Below are 5,775 nucleotides of genomic sequence, written 5' to 3'. Positions count from 1 at the left end.
GAAGCCTACGGCTTAATCGTGGCCATCGACAAAGACGAACTGAGTGACGTGCAGATCGCCGGTTTTCAGGTGGCATTGCTTATGAAGGGCCCCACGCTTACAGAAATCACGGCTATAGCTCAGGCCATGCGGGATCATTGCAAAGGGATTGCCCCCCGGGTGGAAGATGAACTCATGGATACCTGCGGAACCGGCGGGGGATTGAGCACTTTCAACATATCCACTGCTGTAGCCCTGGTTGCGGCTGCTGCAGGCATTCCGGTGGCCAAGCATGGCAGCCGCTCGATTTCCAGCTTGTCAGGAAGTGCTGACGTTTTGGAAGCCCTGGGCGTAGAAATCAATTTATCCCCCCGGGCGGTGGAAAAACTCATTGAAGAAGTCGGCATCGCTTTTATCTATGCCCCTCTGTTCCACCCGGTGATGCATAAAGTCCTGCCGCCTGAACAAGCACTGGGGATAAAGACCATTTTTTACACTATCATCGGTCCACTGATCAATCCTGCCCGGGCTACGCGTCATATCCTGGGGGTTTATAAACCGGAGCTGCTTGACACTGTGTCCCGGATAGCTTTGTCTTTAGGCTATAAACGGGCTTTATTCGTACATGGATTAGACGGTCTTGATGAGATATCCCTGCTGGGTAAAACCCGCGTCAACGAGATTAAAAATGGAACCATCAGCAGTTACGAGATCTCTCCTGAGGATTTTGGCTTGGCCCGCTGCACCCTGGAAGACATTAAGACCGGTACACCGGAAGTGAATGCCGCTGTTATCCGCGAGGTTTTTTCAGCGCAAAACCAGGGGCCGCGCCGCCAGGCTGTGGTTATGAATGCCGCCGGGGCTTTGTATATCGGCGGAAAAGCTGATTCACTACAGGGAGGCATCAAACTGGCGGGAGAATTAATCGACAGCGGCCTGGCTCAGGCCAAATTGGATCAGCTAATAAGCGCTTCCCAGGATTTCAGGTCTATTCAATAAGAGAGGTAACCATGCTTCATAAATCCAATTGCAGATTTTCCAGAGCGCTGTGGAATTATTTTCATAATGGCAAGATTCCGGTAATCCCCGATATTAAACCCAGGTCGCCTCAAAGAGGCGACCTGCTCAAAGGGCGCGACCCGGTAAATCTGGCCAAAAAGCTGGCAAAAGCCGGCGCGCCCGCGCTATCAGTAGTAACTGAGCCTGATTATTTCGGAGGATCAGCCCGGTTGCTGGCTGATGTGGCGGAGGCCACCGGTCTCCCGGTATTGCGCAAGGACTTTATCACCCAGAGTTGGCAATTGCGGGAGAGCATGGCTATGGGCGCTCATGCCGTCTTGCTGATAGCGGCTATGCTTAAAAGAGAGCAGTTGTATGAGCTGATAGAGGGGTGTTTTAAGCTGGGTTTGGAGCCCCTGGTGGAAACCCATTCTCAGGAAGAGGTTTTTTCCCTGGAGGGAATAGACTTAACAGTTATAGGTATAAACAACCGTAGTATCGTGGAATTAGAGATGGACGACGGCAATGTGGAAACTACTGAAAAACTGGCCGGCCTTATAAAACCGGGGATTTTGGTAGTCAGTGAAAGTGCGATATCTACTGCTGCCGATGTAGAGCGGGCTGCAGCGGCGGGCGCGCATGCTGTTCTGGTGGGAACCGCCATCCTGCAAGCCCGGGACAGTGCCGAAATGTACGCTATGCTCAGCGGTACGGGGAGTTGTAGGCTATGATGGCGGTGAAGATATGCGGGCTGATGAATGGTGAGGATATAGAGTTTTGCGTACGGGCCGGGGCACGCTATCTGGGGTTTGTGGTGGATTACCCGGCGGCAGTCCCCTGGAACCTGAACAGGATGGAAGCCCTGCAGCTTATCAAGCAGGTTCCGCCGCCGGTAAAAACCGTTGTGGTTACCGGCGGGGAAATCGGGAAGATCCTCGCTGTCGCAGAGGCTTTAAAGCCTGATATGATTCAATTGCATCATGAGGAGACACTGGCGCAAGTTGAGGAGCTGGCTGTTCGTTTAAACCATATGGGTATAAGAGCCATTAAGGCCTTGTGCATCGGCATGGACGGCAAGTGCCTTTTCGAAATCCCTGATCCGGCTGCAGCCGCCCGTGCTCTAAATGAAACCCTGGTCAGTGCCCTGCTGGTAGATGCCCATAGGGCTTCAATGCCAGGCGGAACCGGTATAACCGTTGATCTGTCAATCTTTAAAACCGTCCAGAAGGAATCTGAATTACCGGTTTTTTTGGCCGGCGGGCTAAAGCCTGCCAATGTTCGCAGCATCATACGGAAAGCCAACCCTTATGCAATCGATGTTTTATCAGGGGTGGAAGCACGGCCTGGAAAAAAGGATTTCCAAAAGGTCCGGCAGTTCATGCAGTCGGTTGCAGATTCCACGGATTAGGCAGGTGCAATGATCATCCCGGCGCAACAATTGACGAAAACCGGTTGGTCTCTTATAATCCCAATAATGCCATGAATCTCAAATTGGAAATCATGAGGGACCTGCCATGAACTATTTAGGAATCATTCTCGCCGTAGTATCCAACGTTCTGTACCATATTTTTCAGAAATCCATTCCAGGGAATATAAATCCCCTGGTGACTCTGGTAGTAACCTACTTTACAGCCGCCATAGCCTGCCTTTTGGCCTTGCCCTTCTTTCACGGCTACGGCTCGGTATTAACCGTATTTAAGCAGATTCATTGGGCCAGTATCGCACTGGGTTTTTCTATTATTGGTTTGGAAGCCGGATTTCTCCTGGCCTATCGGGCGGGATGGAAGATCAGCCTGGCCGCCGGGGTAGCCAATGTAGTAGTAGCGGCTCTGTTAGTCTTGGTTGGCTTAGTATTTTACCGGGAGCAGCTAACCCTGCAGAACATTATCGGAGTTGCCCTGTGTTTGGCCGGTCTTCTCTTGATTCAGCTCTAGCAGCATTTTCCTTCATTTAAGCTTCGCACCAGCACCGAGAACAAGCCGGTGAGGCTTGTTTAGACCGTCGACAAAAGCAAATAACTGCGTTGCTCAATAGGTCCGCTCAATCAACGTACTATTTGTACGCCTCAATTGCGGGCCTATTGAATGCCTTGCTCTTCGCTTCCGTCGCTCGCTCTGCACAGCTTGTTGACTTTGTCAACAAGCTGTGCAGGCATAGCATGAGGGCGCTGAAACTTCGCCCTCGCCTTGCGCCTGAAAACCCTGACCGGAAAAGCATTGACCGGCAAGCCGGGTTCATAATAAACTATAATAGTTTCTAACAGTAAGATTTCTAACAGAATTTAGGAGCGCGTGATGTATCAGCAAAATGCCAGGGAAATCCAGGTTTTGATGATGACCTTTTTGGGATTGTTCCATGAGAAGTTCTATGTTAAGATGCGCCATGCTTGCAGTCCGCAGATGCCCAAAAACCAGTTTAAAATCGTAAATGTTTTATACCATCACGATGGTCTTACCGCGACAGAAATCGGCAAGATGCTGGATATCGAAAAAGGCAGCCTGACTACCTTGATCAATCAAATGGAAGCCATGGATTTGATCATACGCAGGGTTGATCCCCATGATCGCAGAAAAGTCCTGTTGTCGCTGAGCCAAACCGGGTTGGAACAGATGGGGAAGAATATGAACGCCTACTGTGAAGCCTTGACTGATTTGTTCGCGGGGGTTGATCCGGAAGAGATGGATGCCTTTGTAAGCAGCCTGCGTTATGTAGTAAATTTTACCTCCAAAATTTAAGGGCTGATATTAAGTTCGAAGGAGTATGATGATGGACCATTCGTTGGAAATGCGAGACAAAAGTATAGGCAGGTTGTTATGGAACTTTTCTCTGCCGGCTATTGTCGGAATGCTGGTCAATTCTCTATACAATGTTATAGACCGGATTTTTGTCGGCCGTGGGATCGGCTCTCTGGCAATCGCCGCCACAACTGTGGCCTTCCCGCTCATGATCGTCTTGCTGGCTGTATCGATTTTTATAGGGGTTGGGGCTACCGCCTTAATTTCGATTCGCCTGGGTGAGGGGAAAAAGGAGGAGGCCGAGAAGATAGCGGGCAATGCCATAACTATGCTGGTCTTATTGCCGGCCCTGGCTGCGGGAGTCTTCTTTATATTTTCGGAACCGATCTTGATTGCCTGTGGCGCAAGCCCGGAGGTCCTTCCTTATGCCATGGACTTTACTCAGATCATCATGCTGGGCGCAGTATTTGGCTCCATAAGCTTGGGGGCCAACAACTTCATCCGCGCCGAAGGCAACCCTAAAGTAGCCATGTACACGCAGCTCATAGGCGCTGCCTTCAATGTCGTCTTCAACTATATATTCATATTTATTTTTGGATGGGGAATGAAGGGCTCTGCTTTTGCCACCATACTGGCCCAGGCGATATCGGCTGCCTGGGTCTTGGGCTATTTCATTACCGGACGGAGCCTGGTCAAGCTCCGGCTTGTCAACCTGAGGCCCAGATGGGTTATTCTGTCGGGTATTATGGCTATAGGCTTCGGGCAGTTTGCCATGCAGATAGCCGCCAGTGTCCAACAGGTTATCCTCAATAATACTCTGACGGCATACGGAGGAGATTTGGCCTTATCGGCTATCGGCATAGTGATGAGCATTGCCACCCTCTTATTTATGCCGGTACTGGGGGTCGCCCAGGGCGCTCAACCTATTATTGGATACAACTATGGCGCCAGGCAGTACAAAAGGGTGGGAGATACCTGGAAGCTGGCGGTAATAGCAGGAACCGGCATTGCATTGATCGGGTACCTGGCCTTGCATATCTGGCCTGAGCAGCTGGTAGGGCTGTTTAGCGAAAGTGATGTGGCCTTGACCGCAATAACCACCCATGCCATGCTGATTTACATGGCCTTGATACCGCTGGTGGGGTTTCAGATTGTGAGTGCAACCTACTTTCAGGCGGTTGGCAAGGCCCGTCAGGCGGCCGTTCTCAGCCTGTCCAGGCAGGTTTTGTTCTTCATACCTTTGCTGGTGATTCTGCCGAGATTCTGGGGTGTGGAAGGAGTCTGGAGGGCGGCTCCCATCGCCGACTTCCTGGCTGTAAGCTTATCGGCCACCATGATGTATTATGAAATGCGAAGCCTGAGAAAAGAAGCCGCCCGGCCTTCCCCGGAGGAACAGTCTGCCGCGCTGTCGACCATACCGCCAAAACTGTGCGGCTCGGAATCCGAATAAATCCGGTAAACAAAAGGCTTTTCTCCCCCCCGGAGAGCAGTGCATGTACAGTAAAAGACCAGTAATGCAAGCCCCCCGCAAACCAGACCTTCCATGATGCAGCGCCAACCTGTGCCAATCGGTAGAGTATGGGATAATATTTCTTTGCCAGGGGGAGTTATACTAACCTTACAGATTTATTCGCCAAATATCGTCAAAAGGCATAGCTGAAAAGATGTTATACGGATAATTTGCCGTCCAAGTTATGAAACAAAAATGCAACAATATGTCAGGTTTCTGGACAAAAGTAATACAGTACAGCCGGCTCTCCCGAGTTTGGAAATTATCACCAGGTGTACAGAAGCCAAGACATTGTATTGAAGCCGAGACAGTGTACAAAGGTGAAACAGTTGCGCAACAGCTGAAACACAAATGAAACATCTGTGTATGGCGCTCCAAACAAAATAGTACAGGTGAGCGTTTTTATTGGCGATCTTAAACAACAATACAATGGCACGAAAATTGCAATATTTTCGAAATAGAGAATAAAGTTCTCGCCAGCAGTCACGCTTGATAAGCGTGGAAGTTTCTCGATTTGTCGATAAATGTTGAATTGCGGAATGTATCCGCAAT

6 protein-coding genes are annotated in these 5,775 nt (G+C 50.2%); all 6 read left to right on the top strand.

Annotated features, from left to right (window positions below):
* A partial coding sequence (gene trpD, locus B3W37_RS09740; RefSeq protein ID WP_483175590.1) for an anthranilate phosphoribosyltransferase occupies positions 1–978 on the top strand: 978 nt, incomplete at its 5' end.
* 11 nt (positions 979–989) lie between these two features.
* A complete protein-coding gene (locus tag B3W37_RS09735; RefSeq protein WP_483171563.1) occupies positions 990–1,709 on the top strand; it encodes an indole-3-glycerol-phosphate synthase in 720 nt (239 codons plus the stop codon).
* On the top strand, positions 1,706–2,386 hold the full coding sequence (locus tag B3W37_RS09730; RefSeq protein WP_483175589.1) for a phosphoribosylanthranilate isomerase: 681 nt from the start codon (positions 1,706–1,708) through the stop codon (positions 2,384–2,386). The genes B3W37_RS09735 and B3W37_RS09730 overlap by 4 nt, the downstream gene beginning before the upstream one ends.
* Before the next feature lie 106 nt (positions 2,387–2,492).
* Positions 2,493–2,912, top strand: coding sequence for an EamA family transporter (locus tag B3W37_RS09725; protein ID WP_483171565.1), 420 nt, complete (start codon positions 2,493–2,495; stop codon positions 2,910–2,912).
* Between the two features lie 360 nt (positions 2,913–3,272).
* Positions 3,273–3,713 carry a MarR family winged helix-turn-helix transcriptional regulator gene (locus B3W37_RS09720; protein WP_483171566.1) on the top strand — a complete coding sequence of 147 codons (441 nt, stop codon included), beginning with the start codon at positions 3,273–3,275 and terminating at the stop codon, positions 3,711–3,713.
* 31 nt (positions 3,714–3,744) lie between these two features.
* A complete protein-coding gene (locus B3W37_RS09715) occupies positions 3,745–5,163 on the top strand; it encodes an MATE family efflux transporter (protein WP_483171589.1) in 1,419 nt (472 codons plus the stop codon).
* Positions 5,164–5,775 lie beyond the last annotated feature (612 nt).

This window comes from Syntrophomonas sp. UBA5494 (assembly GCF_002426325.1).
Note: the sequence above shows the minus strand (reverse complement) of the source record. Positions and strands in the feature narration are given on the sequence as shown.

Coding starts and splice junctions, on each gene's coding strand:
- B3W37_RS09735 (WP_483171563.1), top strand. CDS start 990: ATGCTTCATAAATCCAATTGCAGATTTTCCAGAGCGCTGTGGAATTAT.
- B3W37_RS09730 (WP_483175589.1), top strand. CDS start 1,706: ATGATGGCGGTGAAGATATGCGGGCTGATGAATGGTGAGGATATAGAG.
- B3W37_RS09725 (WP_483171565.1), top strand. CDS start 2,493: ATGAACTATTTAGGAATCATTCTCGCCGTAGTATCCAACGTTCTGTAC.
- B3W37_RS09720 (WP_483171566.1), top strand. CDS start 3,273: ATGTATCAGCAAAATGCCAGGGAAATCCAGGTTTTGATGATGACCTTT.
- B3W37_RS09715 (WP_483171589.1), top strand. CDS start 3,745: ATGGACCATTCGTTGGAAATGCGAGACAAAAGTATAGGCAGGTTGTTA.